At 65.3% G+C, this 16,996-nt stretch carries 15 protein-coding genes; 11 read left to right on the top strand and 4 right to left on the bottom strand.

Going from position 1 to position 16,996, the window contains the following annotated elements; genetic code table 11:
• Positions 1–105: 105 nt before the first annotated feature.
• Positions 106–1,587 (bottom strand): aldehyde dehydrogenase, encoded by a 1,482-nt coding sequence (locus CLU86_RS05165; RefSeq protein ID WP_099740879.1) that lies wholly within the window; start codon positions 1,585–1,587, stop codon positions 106–108.
• 300 nt (positions 1,588–1,887) lie between these two features.
• Here CLU86_RS05165 and CLU86_RS05160 point away from each other — a divergent pair, with 300 nt between their 5' ends.
• The 7 genes from CLU86_RS05160 to CLU86_RS05130 all read left to right on the top strand — a co-directional run bounded on the left by CLU86_RS05160 (position 1,888) and on the right by CLU86_RS05130 (position 9,131).
• Positions 1,888–2,784, top strand: coding sequence for a GNAT family N-acetyltransferase (locus tag CLU86_RS05160; RefSeq protein WP_099740878.1), 897 nt, complete (start codon positions 1,888–1,890; stop codon positions 2,782–2,784).
• Positions 2,785–2,820: 36 nt separating this feature from the next.
• Complete coding sequence (locus CLU86_RS05155) at positions 2,821–3,774, top strand: glyoxylate/hydroxypyruvate reductase A (protein WP_099740877.1); 954 nt, start codon at positions 2,821–2,823, stop codon at positions 3,772–3,774.
• A gap of 276 nt (positions 3,775–4,050) precedes the next feature.
• Positions 4,051–5,454: an aspartate aminotransferase family protein gene (locus CLU86_RS05150; protein ID WP_099655145.1), complete on the top strand. Its 1,404-nt coding sequence runs from the start codon at positions 4,051–4,053 to the stop codon at positions 5,452–5,454.
• A 96-nt stretch (positions 5,455–5,550) separates the two neighbouring features.
• Positions 5,551–6,045, top strand: coding sequence for an Lrp/AsnC family transcriptional regulator (locus CLU86_RS05145; protein WP_099658574.1), 495 nt, complete (start codon positions 5,551–5,553; stop codon positions 6,043–6,045).
• 124 nt (positions 6,046–6,169) lie between these two features.
• Complete coding sequence (locus CLU86_RS05140) at positions 6,170–6,565, top strand: (2Fe-2S)-binding protein (RefSeq protein ID WP_099740876.1); 396 nt, start codon at positions 6,170–6,172, stop codon at positions 6,563–6,565.
• The gene (locus CLU86_RS05135) at positions 6,562–7,950 is read left to right on the top strand and encodes an NAD(P)/FAD-dependent oxidoreductase (protein WP_099740875.1); all 1,389 of its coding nucleotides are present in this window, start codon (positions 6,562–6,564) and stop codon (positions 7,948–7,950) included. The genes CLU86_RS05140 and CLU86_RS05135 overlap by 4 nt, the downstream gene beginning before the upstream one ends.
• On the top strand, positions 7,947–9,131 hold the full coding sequence (locus CLU86_RS05130) for an FAD-binding oxidoreductase (protein WP_099740874.1): 1,185 nt from the start codon (positions 7,947–7,949) through the stop codon (positions 9,129–9,131). Before CLU86_RS05135 ends, CLU86_RS05130 begins: the two co-directional genes overlap by 4 nt.
• A gap of 146 nt (positions 9,132–9,277) precedes the next feature.
• Here the strand turns inward: CLU86_RS05130 and CLU86_RS05125 are convergent, their stop codons facing one another.
• Positions 9,278–10,177 (bottom strand): hypothetical protein, encoded by a 900-nt coding sequence (locus CLU86_RS05125; RefSeq protein WP_233194807.1) that lies wholly within the window; start codon positions 10,175–10,177, stop codon positions 9,278–9,280.
• Positions 10,178–10,388: 211 nt separating this feature from the next.
• Positions 10,389–11,288 carry a LysR family transcriptional regulator gene (locus CLU86_RS05120; protein ID WP_099740872.1) on the bottom strand — a complete coding sequence of 300 codons (900 nt, stop codon included), beginning with the start codon at positions 11,286–11,288 and terminating at the stop codon, positions 10,389–10,391.
• A 103-nt stretch (positions 11,289–11,391) separates the two neighbouring features.
• Here CLU86_RS05120 and CLU86_RS05115 point away from each other — a divergent pair, with 103 nt between their 5' ends.
• From CLU86_RS05115 to CLU86_RS05105, 3 genes are all read left to right on the top strand, one after another.
• Positions 11,392–12,366 (top strand): tripartite tricarboxylate transporter substrate binding protein, encoded by a 975-nt coding sequence (locus CLU86_RS05115; protein WP_099743306.1) that lies wholly within the window; start codon positions 11,392–11,394, stop codon positions 12,364–12,366.
• Between the two features lie 68 nt (positions 12,367–12,434).
• The gene (locus CLU86_RS05110; protein ID WP_099740871.1) at positions 12,435–13,268 is read left to right on the top strand and encodes a substrate-binding domain-containing protein; all 834 of its coding nucleotides are present in this window, start codon (positions 12,435–12,437) and stop codon (positions 13,266–13,268) included.
• Between the two features lie 202 nt (positions 13,269–13,470).
• Entirely contained in the window at positions 13,471–14,550 is a 1,080-nt protein-coding gene (locus CLU86_RS05105; protein WP_099740870.1) for a porin, read from the top strand.
• A gap of 225 nt (positions 14,551–14,775) precedes the next feature.
• On the opposite strand, the gene CLU86_RS05100 is transcribed toward CLU86_RS05105, so the two are convergent.
• Positions 14,776–15,675: a LysR family transcriptional regulator gene (locus CLU86_RS05100; RefSeq protein ID WP_099740869.1), complete on the bottom strand. Its 900-nt coding sequence runs from the start codon at positions 15,673–15,675 to the stop codon at positions 14,776–14,778.
• Positions 15,676–15,771: 96 nt separating this feature from the next.
• Here CLU86_RS05100 and CLU86_RS05095 point away from each other — a divergent pair, with 96 nt between their 5' ends.
• On the top strand, positions 15,772–16,827 hold the full coding sequence (locus CLU86_RS05095) for a sodium-dependent bicarbonate transport family permease (RefSeq protein WP_099740868.1): 1,056 nt from the start codon (positions 15,772–15,774) through the stop codon (positions 16,825–16,827).
• Positions 16,828–16,996: the final 169 nt, after the last annotated feature.

The following is a 16,996-nucleotide window of genomic DNA, read 5'->3' as shown; positions in this document are numbered from 1 at the left end:
GAACATGTTGGGAAATGGGCCCTGTCCACGCCAGAAAGTTGCGCTTTGAGTGGGGGGCTGCGGCATGCCGTGCGGTGTGCACTGCATGCGTGCAGACCCGCACCATTAGTGCGCTGCAGCAAAGTCGATGAGCACGCTTTTGAAGCGCAAATTGGCCTCGACCGCCTGGCGCCCCAGGTCCTTGCCAATGCCCGACTGGTGGTAGCCGCCAGTAGGGATGACGAAGTCGGCGCTGCGCCCGTAGCGGTTGATCCAAACCGTGCCCGCAGAGATGCCCCGCATGGCACGAAGGGCCCGGCCGATGTCTGCGGTGTGCACGCCTGCGGCCAGGCCATAGTGCTCATGCGCGGCCAGGGCTAGGCCCTCTTCTTCGGTGTCGAAGGTCTGCACCGTGAGCACCGGGCCAAAGATTTCCTCTTGCACCGCAGGGTTGGAGGCCGTCACGCCCTCCATCAATGTGGGCTGGAAGTACGCACCGCCCGGCCCACCATCAAACAGACCACCACCGCAGCGCACTTGCGCGCCTGCATCGCGTGCGCGCTCCACAATGTCCAGGATGCGCGCTGCCTGGGGCGCAGAGATGATGGGGGGCAACGTGGCATCGGCATCCCAGGTAGCCCCGGGGCGCAATGCGGCAAACCTGGCCGCAATGCGATCCACCAAGGCCTCTGCAATGCCGCGCTGCACGATCAGGCGCGAGCCCGCCACGCACACCTGCCCGGCATTGCCAGTGATGGCCCCGGCAATGATCCCCGCCAGGCGGTCCAGGTCCGGGGCATCGTCAAACACCAGTTGCGGGCTCTTGCCACCCAGCTCCAGCGTCACAGGCTTGGGGCCTTGCAGCGCGCAGCTGGCCATGATGGACGCGCCTGTGCGCGTAGAGCCAGTGAACGTCATTTTGGCAATGAGCGGGTGGCGCGTGAGTGCATCGCCCGTGGTGCGCCCGTCGCCCTGCACCACGTTGAACAAGCCTGCAGGCACACCGGCCTGCACCGCCAACTCAGCCAGACGCACAGCAGAAAATGGCGTCATCTCTGAAGGCTTGAGCACCACCGCATTGCCTGCGGCCAGCGCGGCGCCCACCTTCCAGGACATCATCACCAGCGGAAAATTCCAAGGCGTGATGGCACCCACCACGCCATAGGGCTCGGCCACCACCATCCCCAGGTGGTCGTGCCGCGTGGCAGCCACGTCGCCGCCCAGCTTGTCGGCGTACTCGGCAAAAAAGCGCAACCCCTCCGCCGTAAAAGGCACATCCCAAGCCGTGGCGTCACGCACCGGGCGGGTAGAGCACACCGCCTCCAACGGCGCCAAAAGGGCCACATCGGCGTCGATCAGATCAGCCCAGCGGCGCAACACGCGGGCACGGTCACGCGGCGCTCGGCGCGCCCAGTCGCTGCTGCGCCAGGCCTGCCAAGCGTTTTGCACCGCAGCATCCACAGTGCTGGCATCAGCCAGTGGCAAATCGGCATGCATTTGCCCGTCAGAGGGGCGCAGCACACCAAGGCGTGGGGTGTCTTGCACCAGGCGGCCACCAATGAAGTGGCCGCTACTGACAGCGATGGAGCGGGGATCAAATAACGACATACGGGCACCCAAAATGAGAAGGCAAAGAAAGCGAAATAGCAGGGAAAGCAACCACAAGGCCAGGGGCAAAAAGAGCTGCAGCAACGCACCCCTCAGCCCTGGCCGAATCCGTCATTGATGCTAGGCAGTAAGCCCCAGCATTTGTCGCCGTAAGCGACCCTGCTGCCGCAGCGAATTGCAAAAGCCACAGGCCGGACAGACGAAGCTTGCAAGTTGCTGGCAAACCCTTATTCGCGCTGGTGTGCTGGCGCGTTGTCGGCCAAGATAGGCAGCAATTTCACTGACAAGAGGTTGCCGTACATGCACTTGAAGTCCCCTTTTTCGGCACTGGAAAACGCCGCTCCAGCCGACGACGGCGTGCTGCTGCGCCCCATGACCGAGGCCGATCTGCCCAGCGCCCATGCCCTGTCAGCGGAGCTGCGCTGGCCCCACCGCCCCACCGACTGGGAGCAGGTGTTTGCCCACTCCGAGGGGCTGGTCGCCGAGCGCGATGGCCAGATCCTGGCCACCGCGCAGCGCTGGCGCTGGGGCCCCGCGCACGCCACCATTGGCCTCGTGATCGTCACCCCTGCATGCCAGGGACGCCGCATTGGCCACCGGCTGATGACCGCGCTGCTGGGTGGCCTGGACGACTGCACGGTGCTGCTGCACGCCACGGCTGAAGGCCGGGGCTTGTATGAACGGCTGGGCTTTGTGCGCACGGGCGAAGTGCGCCAACACCAGGGCGTGGCGCAGCCCACCCCGCTGATTGCCCTGCCCGCAGGCTGGCGCCTGCGCCCTGCAGGCCAGAACGAAGCCGCCGCCTTGCAGCAACTGGACACGGATGCGCGTGGCATGCCCCGGCATGCCTTGATAGAAGACCTGCTGGCCCAGGCCGATGCCTGCGTGGTGCTGGACCATGACGGCACCCAACAAGGCTTTGCCATGCTGCGCCGCTTTGGCCGAGGGCACGCCATTGGCCCGGTGGTGGCCCCCGATGCCGAGAGCGCCAAGGCACTCATTGCCCACCTGGCGGGCATGAATGCGGGTCACTTCACCCGCATTGACATCGACTTTGATTCGGGCTTGGCCGAATGGCTGGAAAGCATTGGCTTGCTGCGGGTAGACGCCCCCACCACCATGGTGCGTGGCACGCCTTTGCAGCACCCGACAGACGCACCCAAGCTGTTCGCCATCGTCACCCAGGCCGTGGGCTGATTTCTCCTTTTCGTCTTTGCTACCGCACACCATCGCATGAGCCTCCAAGCCCCCCTGCCCGCCGCCACCTTTGTCTACAAATCTGACCCGGTGCGAGGCCGGCAGTGGGCCGAGGTCTTCCGTGCCCAGGCGCCCGAGATCGACTTTCGCATCTGGCCCGACATGGGCGATCCGGCCAAGGTGCGCTTTCTGGCCGCGTGGGAGCCGCCAGAGAACATTTCGGAGTGCTTTCCCAACCTCCAGGTGTTGTTCTCTTCGGGTGCGGGCGTCGATCAGTTCAACTTTGCCGCCCTGCCGCCCGCACTGCCCGTGGTGCGCATGGTGGAGCCCGGCATCGTGCAAGGCATGGTCGAGTACGTGACCCGCGCCGTGCTGGACCTGCACCGCGACATGCCCCAGTACCGCCGCCAACAACAGCGCGGCGAATGGAAGGCCCTGCCCGTGCGCCCTGCCAGCCAGCGCCGCATCGGCGTGCTGGGCCTGGGCTCGCTCGGGCAAGCCGTGCTGCAGGCACTGCAAGGCCTGGGCTTTGCCTGCGCAGGCTGGAGCCGGTCACAACACCAGATGGATGGTATTTGCTGCTACGCCGGTAGCGACGAATTGCCTGCGTTTCTCGAAAAACTCGACGTACTGGTGTGCCTGCTGCCGCTGACCGATGCCACGCGCGGCTTTCTGAACGCCGACCTGTTCAGCCGTCTGCCTGTAGGGGCTGCGCTGGTGCATGTGGGCCGTGGACCGCAGCTTGTCACCGCCGACCTGCTGGCCGCCCTGGCCACGGGGCAGCTCAGCGAAGCCGTGCTGGACGTGACCGACCCCGAACCCCTGCCCACCGCGCACCCGCTGTGGCGCCACCCCCAGGTGCAAATCACCCCCCACATTGCGAGCATGACCCAGCCCCTGAGTGCAGCGGCGGTGGTGATCGACAACCTGCACCGCTTTCACGCAGGCCAGCCTATGACAGGGCTGGTGGACCGCGCACGCGGCTACTGAAGGCGGCCACGGCATGCAGCCATCGGCGTTCAACCTTGTGCACTGCTGCTGCATTTCGGGGCGATGCAACGCGCCTGCGCACCACACCTGGGCGTACCAAACGATCTGCTGTAGAGCCCGCAACAACCGCAGGCTGCTGTGCCAAAGCCCCCCATTGCAGCACCAAGTTGAGGGGCAATCGGCCTAACCTTTGTCTTCATGAAGCCGCGTTGGCAACACCCGGCGCCCCTTGATTTCAGACCTTTGCAAGCCTCTTGCCCACCACCCTTCAATGCCATGACCCACTCTGAAGCCCTGCCCCAACTCGCTGCGCTGGACGCGCTGGACCGTGCCCACCTGATCCACCCGGTAGCGCCCTGGCGCACGCACGAAGAGCGCGGCCCCAACATCCTCACCGCCGCACAAGGCATTTGGCTGACCGATGGCAAAGGCCAGCAACTGCTGGACGCATTCGCAGGCCTGTGGTGCGTGAACGTGGGCTACGGGCAAGAGAGCGTAGTGCAGGCCGCTGCCGACCAGATGCGCAAGCTGCCCTATGCCACAGGGTATTTCCACTTCAGCAGCGAGCCCGCCATTCGCCTGGCCGACAAGCTGGTGCAGATCTCGCCTGCGTCGCTGCAGCACGTGTACCTCACGCTGGGCGGCTCTGAATCGGTGGATGCGGCCGTGCGCTTCATCGTGCAGTACTACAACGCCTTGGGCAAGCCGGGCAAGAAGCATTTCATCGCGCTGGAGCGCGGCTACCACGGCTCGTCGTCTACCGGCGCAGGCCTCACGGCGCTGCCAGTGTTCCACCGTGGGTTTGACCTGCCCTTGCCCACGCAGCACTACATCCCCTCGCCCAACCCTTACCGCGCCGCCAATCCGGCCGATGGGCAAGCCATCATCGATGCGTCCGTCGCAGCCCTGAAGGCCAAGGTGGCCGAGTTGGGTGCCGAGAACGTTGCCGCGTTCTTTTGCGAGCCCATCCAGGGCTCAGGCGGCGTCATCGTGCCGCCCAAGGGCTGGCTCAAGGCCATGCGCGAGGCCGCGCGTGCGCTCGACATCTTGTTTGTGGTGGACGAGGTCATCACCGGCTTTGGCCGCACGGGGCCCATGTTTGCCTGCGATGCCGAAGGCGTGGAACCCGATCTGATGACGGTGGCCAAGGGCCTGACCTCTGGTTATGTGCCCATGGGCGCAACGCTGATGAGCGACAAGGTGTACGCAGCCATTGCCGATGGCGCACCCAAGGGTGCACCCATTGGCCATGGCGCCACCTACTCGGCCCACCCGGTGAGCGCGGCCGTGGCACTGGAAGTGCTGCGCCTGTATGAGGAAGGTGGCGTTCTGGCCAACGGCCAGCGCGTGGCCCGCGCGTTTGGCCAGGGGCTGGACGACTTGCTGGCCCACCCGCTGGTGGGCGATTCGCGCCACCGTGGCCTGCTGGGCGCACTGGAGCTGGTCAGCAGCAAAACCACCAAGACGGGGTTTGATGCCGCGCTGGACCTGCCCACCCGCATGGCCGCCACGGCCTACCGCAATGGCATCGTGTTCCGTGCGTTTGGCGACAACATCCTGGGCTTTGCGCCCGCGCTCACGTTCACCGAGTCGGACTTCGGCCTGATGTTTGAACGCCTGAAGAAGACCCTGGACGATGTGCTGGCCGCACCCGATGTGCGGGCCGCCTTGAAAGACTGAAGCGTACCGAAAGAACACGTGTAAACCACATCGCTACAGCCCCCTTCGCAGCCGCAGAATGGATGCACTCTTTTCTTCAAGCCCCTGCACACCATGATGAACGAAGCCTTCAAGATCGACCGCCTGGACCTGCGCATTCTGGGCCAGTTGCAAAAGAACGGCCGGATGACCAATGTGGATTTGGCCGACGCAGTAGGCCTGTCGCCCAGTCCCTGCCTCATCCGCGTCAAGCGGCTGGAGCAGGCAGGCTACATCGCAGGCTACGGTGCCCACCTGCGGCTCGAAAAGCTGGGCGACACGCTCACGGTGTTCACCGAAGTCACCCTGTCTGACCACCGCCGCGAAGACTTTGCCCGCTTTGAGGCCGCGCTGCGCGAGGTGGACGAGGTGCTGGAATGCCACTTGGTGAGCGGCGGGTATGACTACCTGCTGCGCTTCCTGACCCGTGGCGTCAACCACTACCAGGAAGTGATCGAAGACCTGCTGGAGCGCAACCTGGGCATTGCCAAGTACTTCAGCTACATCGTCATCAAGTCACCCTTCATCAAGACGCACTGTCCTATCGAGCGCCTGTTTCCGCACCAGCGCTAACTTGCCCATATCCCATGCCTGCACCCGCCTATTCCACTTCCAAATCATTTGTGTCTAGGCGCGAAGCCGCAGACAGTGCTGCAGCACGGCAAGGCGAAGCAACAACGACACGGATGATTTAGAAATGGAATACACCCCACCGCCGCGCTTTGTGCGGCTGGCCGAGGCCAACCGGCCCGCCGTCCCTCTCACCATCGATGCAAAGCCCTGCACTGCACTGGAGGGCGACACCTTGCTGGTGGCCCTGATGTGCAACGGCCGCCGCGCCCGCGACAGCGAATTTGGCGATGGCCCCCGTGCGGGCTTTTGCCTGATGGGTGCGTGCCAGGACTGCTGGGTGTGGACACCGCAGGGCGAACGGTTGCGAGCCTGCTCCACCCCCGTGGCCGCCAACATGGCGGTACTGACACAGCCCCCGGCCCAGCACTGGCCGGTGACGCAAGACCTGGCCGAATCGCTGCAACGCCATGGGCAACCCCTGCCCGTGCGGGCAACATCGGCAAGCGAGGGCACCGCATGACAGCCCCCCGCATCGTCATCGTAGGCACCGGCCCCGCCGGCGTACGCGCCGCGCAAGCGGTGGTCGAGGCAGGCCTGCGCCCCACGGTGGTAGACGAAAGCCGCCGCGACGGTGGCCAGATTTACCGCCGCCAGCCTGAAGGGTTCAAGCGCCCCTACAGCAAGCTCTACGGCACCGAAGCGGCCAAAGCCCAGGCCCTGCACAGCAGCTTTGAAGCCCTGCGCCCCCACATCGATTACCGGCCTGACACCCTGGCCTGGAACCACACGGCAGGCGAGCTGCATGTGGTGAGCCAGGGTGAGCCCGCTACGCTGGCGTATGACGCACTCATCCTGTGCGCTGGCGCCACCGACCGGCTCATGCCTGTGCCCGGCTGGCACCGCGCGGGCTGCTACAGCCTGGGCGCCTCGCAAATCGCCCTCAAGGCTCAGGCCTGTGCCATTGGCTCGCAAGTGGTTTTCATGGGCAGTGGGCCGTTGCTTTACCTGGTGGCATCGCAGTACGTGCAAGCCGGGGCCAAAGTGGTCGCCGTGCTGGACACCGCGCCCGCAAGCAAACCCTGGAAGGCCATCACCGGTCTGCTCGCCCGCCCCACGCTGGCTTTGCGTGGTCTGGGGCTGATACGCGGGCTGCGGGCTGCAGGCGTGCCGGTGCTGCAAGGGATCACTCCGGTGCAGATTGACGGTGACGATGCCCTGGGCGTACGGGCCGTGGCGGTGCGCACCGCGCAGGGTGCCATGCAGCGCTTTGAATGCGACGCTGTGGGCCTGGGCTGGCACCTGCGGTCCGAAACCCAACTGGCCGATCTGGCCCAGTGCGAATTTGCGTTCGAGCCCCTGAGCCGCCAGTGGCTGCCCCGCATCGACGAAGATGGCCGCAGCACCACCAGGGGCGTCTACCTGGCGGGCGACGGCACGCGCATCCTGGGCGCCGATGGGGCCGAGGCGGCGGGCCGCCTGGCTGCACTGGCCGCCCTGAGTGACGCAGGCCACGCGACAGGACAAGCGGCCTACCGCGACCAGGCCCCTGGCCTGCGCGGCACGCTGGCCACCATGGACCGTTTCCGCCAAGGGCTGGTGCATGCCTTTCCCTGGCCGCATGCGCAAGCCGCCGCGTTGCCCGATGACGCCATCGTCTGCCGCTGCGAAGCCGTGACGGCGGGCGAGCTGCGCCGCTGCGCGACCGAGCTGGACAGCCAGGAAGTCAACCGCGCCAAGGCCTTCAGCCGCGTGGGCATGGGCCGCTGCCAGGGGCGCTTTTGCGGCCATGCAGCCGCCGAGGTCATCGCGCACACCTGCCACATTCCTGTGGAGCAAGTGGGCCGCTTGCGCTCGCAAGCCCCCGTCAAACCCCTGATGATGAACACCCGCGAGGTGCAGCCATGAGCAGTGCACACCCTCACACGACCCCATCCACCACACAGGAAAGCGACGTGCTGGTGCTGGGCGGTGGCCTCATGGGCACCACCACCGCGTTCTTTCTGCGCCAGCATGGCAAGTCCGTCACGCTGCTGGAGCGCGAGCTGGTGGGCCGCCAGGCCAGTGGAACCAACTTTGGCAACGTGCGCCGCCAGGGCCGCGAGCTGCACCAGCTGCCCCTGGCCAACCGCGCACGTGCGGTGTGGGGCCGTATCAAGGACCTGCTGGGCGAAGACGCGGAGTTTGTGCCCTACGGCCACCTGCGCGTGTGCTACACCGAAAAGCAGGCCGCCATCATCGAAAAGCACACGCACGACGTGAAGCCCTACGGGCTGCGGCTGGAGATGCAGACGGCCGAGCAACTGCGCAAGCGCTGGGGCATTTTTGCACCGGGGGTGGTGGCAGGCTCGTACTCACCCGAAGATGGACACGCCAACCCCCGCCTGGCGGGCCCTGCGTTTGCCCGCGCTGCGCGCCGCGCAGGCGCGAACATCGTGGAGCACGCCGAAGTGCTGAAGGTGGAGCACGATGGCCACGGGTTCACCGCCCACACGGCTGACGGCCGCCGCTACCGTGCGCCGCAGATGCTGGTGGCCTGTGGTGCCTGGTCCAACCGCATGGCCGAGCAGTTTGGCGAAGGCGTATCCCTGGACCCGCGCGGCCCCCAGATGGGCGTGACAGAACCCCTGCCCTACGCCATCGGGCCGTCCATCGGGCTGTCCTCGCCCATCGAGCACGAGGGGCTGTACTTCCGCCAGATATCGCGCGGCAACATTGTGTTTGGGGGCGGCCTTAAAGGCCCGGCCTATGCAGACCACGTTCGCGCCTACTCCAAGCCTGACAACATCCTGCGCCAGCTGCGCGAACTGCGCCGCTTTGTGCCTGCTTTTGAGCATGTGCAACTGATCCGTGTGTGGAGCGGCATTGAAGGCTACACCCCAGACTGGCAGCCCATCATGGGTCCCAGCGCCAAGGTGCCGGGGCTGCATTACGCGTTTGGCTTCAATGGCGAGGGCTTTGCCATCAGCCCCGGTGTGGGCGAGACCATGGCAGAGCTGATGGCAACGGGACGCACCGACATTCCGCTGGAGCCCTACTTCATTGGCCGACCTGGGGCGCAAAGGGCAGAGGCCGCCAAAGCCGCCTGAGTACGGCAGGATGATGTGACAGACCAGAGCCCCCATAAAAAAGCCCCGCATGCCTGTGCATGCGGGGCTTTTTGCTTTGGATTGAGGGCACAGCAGCCACCACAAGGCGCCACTGCAAGCCCGGTCAATGCCGGGGGCTGATCGGCTTACTGGCCGTTCAGCAGCAGACGCGTGGCTTCTGAGGTCTTCACGCCGTTGGCATTGGCCGAGCGCAAGAACAAGCCCTTGTATCGGCCCGAGGCCACCAGCCACGCGTAGCTGACGTTGCCGGTGGTCGCACCACCCGTGACTTCGACCTTGATCTTGCACGCAGGGAAGGTGCCAGCCAACACCGTCACCGACTCGACCGAGTAGGTGGTAGTGCTGGTCTGTGCCAGCGCAGGCTGTGCGGCGCCGCCGACTTCTGTGGTGGTGGAGAAGCTGGCCACATAAGGCGTATTCAGAGCCGGGCTCACCGGGCCGCCGGTGTACGCATACGGCGTGAAATAGCTGCTGGCTGTGGTGGTGGCGCCCTGGAACAGATTCGACACGGTCAATCCATAGGTCTGCCGCACATCGCCAACCACGCTCGAATAATTGTTCTCGGTCGTCGTCATGACGGCGCCGCCAAACGATCCGTTGATGGCCACATTGCTGTAGGTGGTGGTGTTGACCTGGTTCACCAGGAAGAGACCCGTCCTGCCGCGAAAGCTCGCGCCATTGGACGTTGCGAACTTGCGCTGCTGGGTGGCAATGACCGTGGTGCCGTCCGTGTGGTACACGTTGGCGTCGATCTGGGCGGTGTTGCCGGCCACCGTCATCACATGGCCGTCTTCGCTACAGCCGGTATCCGCCACTGGGGTCGGGGTCACGGGGGTGGTGTCCCCTGGGGTGGCTGGATTGCCAGGCGTGACCGGTGTGGTCGGGCTGGTATCGCCGCCCCCGCCTCCACCACCGCATGCCGACAGCACGCACAGTGCGGCAGCGCAGAGCGCTGCAGTGGTGGTTTTGGAGAACATGAAGAGACCAGAGATGTTGGATGGATTTTTGGTTTCTGGAAGATTCACGGAAAGCCCTCTGTGTGTAAAGAGGGGCGTAGCCTATGCGAGGCGCCGCAAAATTCTCATGCCATTGCACTCCGTTACACCGGCGTATCGCGGAGGCTACCAAAAGGCATTTCGGCAGGAAATTCGCTGGCTATTTTGTAAAGAATGCGTTAACGCAGGGTCAACCGATGCACGCCAGGCCTGCCTCCCCATGGCGCCCTGTGCCCATCCCTCAATCCACCGCACGCAGTTGAAGCAGCCGCTGCCGCAGCGCTTCAGCCGCCGGGGCCAGCACACGGTCGCGCCGCTGCAGCAGCCCCAAGGTGCGCCACAGGTCAGGTGCCGTCATGGGCACGCCGCAGACCCGTGGCGAATCGGACGACAACGCCAGCTGCGGCAGCACGGCCAGGCCCAACCCCGCCTCCACCAACGCCAGGGCCCCGGCAACATGGTTGCACTCGTACCAGGCCACAGGTTGCTCGGGCAAGTCGGCGGTGGCCTGGTCTAGCAGCAGCCGGTTGGCACTGTCACGCGATACCGACACCAGGCGTTGCCCTGCCAGCTCTGACCAGGCCACATCTTCGCGCCCAGCCCAGCGGTGGTTGCGTGGCATGGCGAGCACATAGCGTTCGCGGGTCAGCGCTTCAAAGCGCAGCGCCGACTCTTGGCTGCCAGTAAAGCTCAGCCCAAAATCTGCCTCCCCCCGCAGCACCGCGTCCAGCACCTGGCTGGCGCTTTCGTCGATGACATGCACCTGCACTTCGGGCTGGGCTACCGCAAAGGCGCGCAGCACGCGGGGCAATACATGGGTGGCCACCGAGGGAATGCAAGCCACCGCCACGCGCCCCCGGCGCAGTTGCACCTGATCGCTCACGCGCTGCACCGCCTCGTCCAGCCCCACCAGGGCCGCACGCGCTTCCAGCAAGAACTCTTGCCCCACGGCCGTCAGCGCCACACTGCGGGTGGTGCGCTCCAGCAAACGCACCCCCAGGGCCAGTTCCAGCCGCTCCACACGCCGGCTCAGGGCAGGGGCAGACAGGCACAGGGCCTCGGCCGCCAACCGAAAGCTCTCTTTTTCTGCCGTCACCACAAAGGCCTGCAGTTCTCCCAGGTCGAATTTAATGCGCTGCATGCAATAGTCGCTTCATAAATTGCAATTCACAGATTATTGCGCGCTACCTAGACTGGCGCCTTTCGCACGGCCGACCGTGTTTCGGCCCCTTCTGGAATTGACCATGCAACGACGCCCCCTGATCGCGGCAGCCGCCCTTGCGGCCTGCCTCCCACTGGCCCACACGGGCGCGCAAGCCCAAGACTTCCCGCCCAAGAAGCCCATCACCTTGGTGGTGGGCTTTGCGGCAGGTGGCTCGGCAGACATCGCTGCCCGCGTGATCGCCAAGAAGCTGGGCGAAAACATCGGCCAAAGTGTGATCGTGGACAACAAGCCCGGCGCCGGGGGCAACCTGGCCCACGCCCAGGTGGCAGCAGGCCCGGCAGATGGCACGGTGCTGCTGTTTGGCTCCATCGGCCCCCTGAGCATTGCCCCCCATTTCATGAGCGTTCGCTACGACCCGCTCAAGGACCTGGCGCCCATCACCATGGGCGTGACCTTCCCCAACGTGCTGGTGGTGCCCGCCAGCACCGGCATCAAGACCCTGGGCGAGTTTGTGGCCAAGGCCCGGCGCGAGCCCGGCAAGCTGGACTTTGCCTCCACCGGCCCCGGCTCCGCCGCCCACCTGGCGGGCGAGCTGCTCAATGACGTGGCCAAGATCGATACCGTGCATGTGCCCTACAAGGGCGGCGCCCCCGCACTGCAGGACGTGCTGGGTGGCCGTCTGGCATCGTTCTACGCGGCGCCCCCCACGGCTTTGCCCCACATTGAATCGGGCAAGCTCATCCCGCTGGCCACCACAGGCCTGACCCGCCCAGCCTACCTGCCCAACGTGCCCACCGTGGCAGAGACCTTCCCAGGCTTCAACGCCACCAACTGGTACGCGTTCGTGGCCTCCGCCAAGACGCCCAAGCCTTTGCTGGACCGCTGGAATACCGAGCTGGTGAAAGTGCTCAACAGCCCCGAGGTGCGCGAGAACCTGCTCAAGCACGGCCAGACGGCCGCCCCAGGCACCCGCGAAGAGCTGGGCCAATTCATCGCGGCAGAGAACACCAAGTGGAGCCGCATCATCCGCGAGCGCAAGATCACCGCCGACTGATTCCCCAGCGGCGGCTACCCGCCGCCCATTCCAACCCGCAGACAACAACAACGACCCGGAGACAAACCATGCAAACCCTTCCAACCACCACCGCCCACACCCAGCCCCGCCGTCGGGTCATCGGAGCCCTGCTGGGCGCTGCTTTGAGCCTGGGCCTGGCCCTGGGCGCGGCCACACCGTCCAGCGCGCAAGCAGCAGAGATCCGCGTCATCACCTCGGGCGGCTTCTCAGCCGCTTACGACCAGCTCATTCCGCTGTACGAGCAGGCCACCGGCCACAAGGTGGTCACGGCGCGGGGCGCCTCCATGGGCACCGCCCCCGATTCCATCCCCAGCCGCTTTGCCCGGGGCGAGGCGTTCGACATCGTCATCCTGGCCGACTCGGGGCTGGAAGCGCTCATTACCCAGGGCAAGGTGCAGCCCGGCAGCCGTGTGGACCTGGCCCGGTCGATGATTGGCATGAGTGTGCGCAAGGGCACGCCCAAGCCCGACATCAGCACGGTGGAAGCCCTCAAGCAAACCCTGCTGAACGCCAAGTCCATCGCCTACTCGGCCAGCGCCAGCGGCATCTACCTCTCGACCGAGCTGTTCCAGCGCCTGGGCGTGGCCGAGCAGATCAAGGACAAGGCCACCAAGATTTACAGCGAGCGCGTGGGCACCGTGGTGGCGCGCGGCGATGCAGAGATCGGATTCCAGCAGGTCAGCGAGTTGCTGCCGTTCAAGGAGCTGGACTACGTGGGTGCCTTGCCCGATGAAGTCCAGCAGCGGGTGTTCTTCTCGGCCGGGGTGGCCGTGGGCGCGCAAAACCCCGAGGCGGCCCGGCACCTGATCCGCTTCCTGGCCGCCCCCGCAGCAGCCGCCATCGTGCGCAGCACCGGCATGGAGCCAGCGGCAGCCCGCTGACCTTGGGGCGCGGCCCCATTGTGCCTAGCGCCCTACGCCAAGCGCCCTGCCCCCAATCCCCAGCGCCAACGTCCTGCGCACCTGCATCACCCGGCGCGCTGTGGGCGCCCCCCATTGCCCAACCGATCAGCCACAGCGCACCAGCAAAGCCTGGTGCGGCGCTGCGCCCAGACCGCAGCCACATTCAAAAACAATGAGACCTATGACCCCCAAGCACCTGGCCCTGGCCGCCGCCCTGGCCACACCCGCACTCGCCACACCTGTTGTCGCGCTCGCCCAGAGCAGCCTCACCCTCTACGGCATTGCCGATGTCGGCGTGCGCCACAGCACGGGCATGACGGCAGCCAACACGCCCAGCAGCGCATCGGTCAGCAGCGTGGCCAGCGGTGTCAACAACACCAGCCGCTTTGGCCTGCGCGGCCGAGAAGACCTGGGAGGCGGCCTGCATGCGCTCTTCAATTTGGAGACCGGGCTGAACCTGGACACCGGCAGCCCCGCCAATGCCAACAAGTTCTTCGACCGCGCGTCCACCGTGGGGCTGGGCGGCGGCTGGGGGCAAGTCACCGCTGGGCGCCAAACCAACCTGCTGGCCGACGCCATCAGCCCGGTGGACCCGGTGGGCATGCGCTTCGCCTCGTTCAACCCCAACATCGCCACGGCTGCCTTGAGCAGCCATGGCCTGGGCGTGGAGTACGGTGCGGCAGGCTCCTCCAGCGGCTCCTACCGACTGGACAACGCAATCAAGTACACCGGCCGCTTCGGCCCACTCACCGCCCGGGCGATGTACAGCTTTGGCGAAAACACCGGCCGCGCTTCGGCCCAGTCCTCCGTCGGTGCAGGCCTCTCCTACACCGCAGCAGGCTGGGTCGTCTCCGGGGCGCACCAGCGTTTTAAAACGGCCAGCGAGCTGCCGCTGCAGGCCAGCACGCTGGGCGCGGCGTACCAGTGGGGCAGCGTGCGCCTGGCCGTCAACACCGCACGCCACCAGGGCGACACCTCTGCCACCGCCCGCACGGTGCAGCGTGTGCATTCCGCTGGCGCCACCTGGTCGGTGACCGATGCAGTGGACCTCACCGCCGCTGTGTACCGAATGAACCGCCAGCGCACCGGCCTGCAAGCCGACGGCTACACCCGGGCCATGGTGTTTGCCGAGTACAAGCTGTCGCGCCGCACCAAGCTGTATGCCGAACTGGACCGCACCCAGTGGCGTGCGGGCTACCAAGGGGCGGCCAACCCCGACCGCGCCACGGGCATCACGGCCGGGGTGCTGCACACGTTTTGACTTCGGGCTCGGGGGCATCCTGGCCACGGTGGCTGATGTGCCTAAATTACTATCAAAAGAATAGCTGCTAGCGCTTAAAGAATAAGCGCCAGCAGCCAAAATCATTCATATATTTCTGTGATCTGGACACCCGCGTAAGTGCAGATGGCGAACGCAGCAACTGCGATCCAAATGGAGTCGAAGCAGCGCACGACCGGAGACAGCCCCCAGCTCAGGCCCACACATTCAGCGGCCCTCCATCCACCCCGCCGCCTCCTCCATCAAGTGGCCCTTGAACACCTGTGCAATCGGCGACAACTGCTTGCCCTTGGGCCAGACCAGATGCCATTGCGACTGGATGGGAAAGCCCTGCACATTGAGCACCGCCAGGCCCTCGTGATGGGCCCCGAGGGCGTGGCGCGAGACGATGGAAACGCCCAGTTGGCCCTCCACCGATTCTTTGATGGCTTCGTTGCTGCCCAGCTCCAGCACGGCGCTGGGCGCAAAGCCAAGCTGGCGCAAGTGCGCATCGGTGGCCATGCGCGTGCCCGAGCCTTTCTCCCGCAAGATGAAGCGCTCGGCCTGCAATTGATCAATGTGGACGCGCTTTTTGGCGGCCAGCCGATGGCCTGCGGGGGCGATGAGGACCAGCGGGTTGGGCATGAGGATATGGTCTTCCAGTGGCAAGTCGCTGGGCGGCATCGACATCACGTAGAGGTCGTCCTGGTTGGCACGCAGGCGGGTGATGACATGGTCGCGGTTGAGCACTTCGAGCGAGATGTCGATGTGCGGATGCAGCTTGCAAAAGCTGCCCAGCAAGCGCGGCACAAAGTACTTGGCGGTGCTGACCACGGCCACCTTCAGGCGCCCACTGGTTAGCCCCTTGGCGCCTGAAACGCGCTGCTCAAACGCATCCCACTCGCCCGCAATGGCGCGCGCCGTACGCGCCAGGGCTTGCCCCGCCTCTGTGAGGTGCACGCGGCGCGACACCACCTCGTACAAGGGCAGGCCCACGGCCTGCGTCACCTCGCGCAGCTGCATGGACGCCGTGGGCTGCGTGACATGCATGACCTTGGCGGCAGCACTGACGCTGCCGGTCTCAGCCAGTGCCAGGAAAAGTCGCAGTTGGCGAAAAGTGATGTTCATAGATTTTTATCTATACATAACTGCATTTAAATCGATTTTACTTTGCATCGCGACATCCCTAGCATCGGGTTTCTGCCATCGTTTCGGAGAAGAAAAATGCAAAGCCTGCTGGACCCCGCGATCTTGTTCTTTGCCCTGGGGGTGTTTGCGGGCCTGGTGCGATCCAACCTGGAAATGCCCGCAGCCATTTCCAAATTTCTGTCGATTTACCTGCTCATGGCACTGGGTTTGAAAGGCGGCTTTGCGCTGGCGGCATCGGGCTTTACACCCAGCGTGGCCAGCAGCCTGGGGCTGGCCGTGCTGCTCGCGGTGGTTGTGCCCCTGGTGGGCTATGCACTGCTGCGGCGCGTGTTGTCGGGCTTTAACGCCGCAGCCGTGGCGGCGACATATGGATCGGTGAGCGCGGTGACTTTTGTGACCGCCACGCAGTACCTGGAGGCACAACACATCGCCTACGGCGGCTACATGGCCGCCGCGATGGCGTTGATGGAATCACCCGCCATCATCCTGGCGGTGCTGCTGGCCAATGCGCTGCGGCAACAGCAGGCAGTGGCCACCACGCAAGTGGTGGACATGACCGCCAGCGGCGCGGCCACCCTGGGCGTTGCGGGCATGGGCAGCGGTGGCGCTCATCTGGGCAACAAGGGGCCCCACAACCTGTCTGTCGGCAAGATCCTGCACGAGTCGTTCACCGACGGCACGCAACTGCTGCTGCTCGGTGCCATGGTGATTGGCCTGGTGACGGGCGATGCGGGCAAGGCGGCCATGCAACCGTTTTCGGGCGATTTGTTCAAGGGCATGCTGTGCCTATTCTTGCTGGACATGGGACTGTCTACCGCACGCAACTTGCCTGCGGTGCGCAAGCAGTCGCCCTGGCTGCTGGCCTACGCGGTGCTGGCGCCCATCACCCACGCTACCTTGGCCCTGGGACTGGCATGGCTGGCCGCGGTGCCGGCGGGCGATGCGGTGCTGCTGATGGTGTTGGCGGCCAGTGCGTCGTACATCGCCGTGCCTGCCGTGGTGCGCTATGCGATCCCGGAGGCCGACCCTTCGCTGTATGTCAGCCTCTCACTGGGGGTGACATTTCCGCTCAACATCGTGGTGGGCATACCAGCGTATACCCAGGCGGTGCAGAGGCTCTGGGGTGGATAGCACAGGTGGTATGGCGCGCAGCCAAAACGCTATTACTTCCGTAGCATCTAGCGCTTTATCCATAGGCGATAGCAGCATATTTTCCTGATTAGCTACTTGCCTCAGATACCCCTGCATCCGTTCGGGCTGAGCCCGTCGAAGCCAGGGCTTGCCGCGTGCGTGCAAGGCT

The sequence above is a fragment of the Acidovorax sp. 62 genome (genome assembly GCF_002754495.1).
Taxonomy (GTDB): Bacteria; Pseudomonadota; Gammaproteobacteria; order Burkholderiales; family Burkholderiaceae_C; genus Acidovorax.
The sequence above is the reverse complement of the archived record's forward strand: the minus strand, read 5'-3'. Positions and strand labels throughout refer to the sequence as shown.

What these genes read in the sequence shown, in the direction of transcription:
- CLU86_RS05140 (WP_099740876.1), top strand. Translation starts at nt 6,170, where the DNA reads ATGGAATACACCCCACCGCCGCGCTTTGTGCGGCTGGCCGAGGCCAAC.
- CLU86_RS05145 (WP_099658574.1), top strand. Translation starts at nt 5,551, where the DNA reads ATGAACGAAGCCTTCAAGATCGACCGCCTGGACCTGCGCATTCTGGGC.
- CLU86_RS05095 (WP_099740868.1), top strand. Translation starts at nt 15,772, where the DNA reads ATGCAAAGCCTGCTGGACCCCGCGATCTTGTTCTTTGCCCTGGGGGTG.
- CLU86_RS05130 (WP_099740874.1), top strand. Translation starts at nt 7,947, where the DNA reads ATGAGCAGTGCACACCCTCACACGACCCCATCCACCACACAGGAAAGC.
- CLU86_RS05135 (WP_099740875.1), top strand. Translation starts at nt 6,562, where the DNA reads ATGACAGCCCCCCGCATCGTCATCGTAGGCACCGGCCCCGCCGGCGTA.
- CLU86_RS05100 (WP_099740869.1), bottom strand. Translation starts at nt 15,675, where the DNA reads ATGAACATCACTTTTCGCCAACTGCGACTTTTCCTGGCACTGGCTGAG.
- CLU86_RS05155 (WP_099740877.1), top strand. Translation starts at nt 2,821, where the DNA reads ATGAGCCTCCAAGCCCCCCTGCCCGCCGCCACCTTTGTCTACAAATCT.
- CLU86_RS05160 (WP_099740878.1), top strand. Translation starts at nt 1,888, where the DNA reads ATGCACTTGAAGTCCCCTTTTTCGGCACTGGAAAACGCCGCTCCAGCC.
- CLU86_RS05110 (WP_099740871.1), top strand. Translation starts at nt 12,435, where the DNA reads ATGCAAACCCTTCCAACCACCACCGCCCACACCCAGCCCCGCCGTCGG.
- CLU86_RS05120 (WP_099740872.1), bottom strand. Translation starts at nt 11,288, where the DNA reads ATGCAGCGCATTAAATTCGACCTGGGAGAACTGCAGGCCTTTGTGGTG.
- CLU86_RS05115 (WP_099743306.1), top strand. Translation starts at nt 11,392, where the DNA reads ATGCAACGACGCCCCCTGATCGCGGCAGCCGCCCTTGCGGCCTGCCTC.
- CLU86_RS05165 (WP_099740879.1), bottom strand. Translation starts at nt 1,587, where the DNA reads ATGTCGTTATTTGATCCCCGCTCCATCGCTGTCAGTAGCGGCCACTTC.
- CLU86_RS05105 (WP_099740870.1), top strand. Translation starts at nt 13,471, where the DNA reads ATGACCCCCAAGCACCTGGCCCTGGCCGCCGCCCTGGCCACACCCGCA.
- CLU86_RS05150 (WP_099655145.1), top strand. Translation starts at nt 4,051, where the DNA reads ATGACCCACTCTGAAGCCCTGCCCCAACTCGCTGCGCTGGACGCGCTG.